A 1372-nucleotide genomic window follows, 5' to 3' on the forward strand; every position below is an offset into this window, starting at 1 on the left:
TTGTTGCGCATGCGGTGCGGTTGCTTGCTCCGCACGCGAGTAGACCGGTCGACTAGCAGTCGTCCGGATGGAAGCGGGGTCTCCGTAGGAGTAGAGGTGCGCCTAGACGTGCAGCAGGTGGCGCGTGACCGCCATGGCCCGCTCGAGCGGGGCGGCGTCGCGGTGGATCTTGGTGAGGATGCTGGCACCGAGCCAGCAGTCATAGATGACCTCGGCGGTGGACCGCGGGTCGGTATCGATGGCCAGGGACCGGTCCTCTATGCCGAGCCGGATGATGCGCTCCATCCTGTCCACCACGCCGTCGATGCCCTCGGCAAGCGCTGCGCGCATGCTGTCGGACAGGTCGGCGACCTCGGCTCCCAGCTTGACGGCCAGGCACTTGCCCTGGCAGTCATCGAGGGTCTGGGTGTCGCGCCACTGCTGCAGATAGGCCAGGAGTCGAGCGGCCGCCGAGGCGGTGTCGTCGGCGAAGATCCGGTCCATGTCCGCCAGGTACTCGACGAAGTAGGCCTGCATCATGGCCTCACCGAACGCGTCCTTGGACGCGAAGTAGTAGTAGAACGAACCCTTCGGCACCCGAGCCTCGGTGAGCACCTCGGTCAGCCCCACCGCCGCGTATCCCCTGTGCGCCATGATCCGCTGACCCGCGTCCAGGATGCTGCGGCGGGCGTCGGTGGTGGGCATGCCGCAACCATAGCACCAATTAGACCGGTCGTCTAGTCGCTGGATGGGACGCAGGTCCAGCGCATGACCGGCGTCGGCAGGTCGTCGGTCGCGACGGGCCCACCGCTTCGGGGCAGCGACCTGATTGCGCACAGGTGCGCGCCCGACCGAGCACGGTCGGACGCGCACGTGTGCGGTGATGCTCCATCCACGGACATGCGCGACCGGCGACCTGCCGCCGCTCGCGCATGTCCGGGCTGCCTACCGCGCGCGGTACCTGCGCGTCGACGCGGTCAGCGCGACAGGTACGCCGGCTCGGGTGCGACGCCGGGGAGGTCCGGCCTCCCGATCTGGTCGAGCTCGACGTTCCTCCGGTCCGGCGCCATGCGGACGGCGACCATCGCGATGCCCGTCGTGACGATCGCGAAGATCATGATCGGCCACAGGTCGCCGCCGCTGAAGACGACCAGTGCGGCGGCCAGTGCCGGGGTGAAGCTCGACAGCAGGACAGCCGCCATCTGGTACCCCACGGAGATCCCGGTGTAGCGCACCGCCGTCGGGAAGAGCTCGCAGTACAACGCAGGCTGCGGCGCGTAGACGAGTCCGTGGCCCAGCCCCATGAAGAGCACGACCCCGGCGATGATCGCCCAGGTCTGACCGGTCTGGATCAGCAGGAGGATCGGCACCGTGGTGACGATGATGCACGCGC

At 68.4% G+C, this 1372-nt stretch carries 1 protein-coding gene and 1 pseudogene; both read right to left on the reverse strand.

Annotation, left to right across the window (positions count from 1 at the left end):
* Window positions 1-102: 102 nt before the first annotated feature.
* The gene (locus QZX79_RS17180; protein WP_294570240.1) at window positions 103-684 is read right to left on the reverse strand and encodes a TetR/AcrR family transcriptional regulator; all 582 of its coding nucleotides are present in this window, start codon (window positions 682-684) and stop codon (window positions 103-105) included.
* A 272-nt stretch (window positions 685-956) separates the two neighbouring features.
* A pseudogene (locus QZX79_RS17185) lies at window positions 957-1372 on the reverse strand (hypothetical protein); the annotation flags it as partial.

The organism is uncultured Arthrobacter sp., assembly GCF_902805515.1.
Classification (GTDB): domain Bacteria; phylum Actinomycetota; class Actinomycetes; order Actinomycetales; family Micrococcaceae; genus Arthrobacter_D.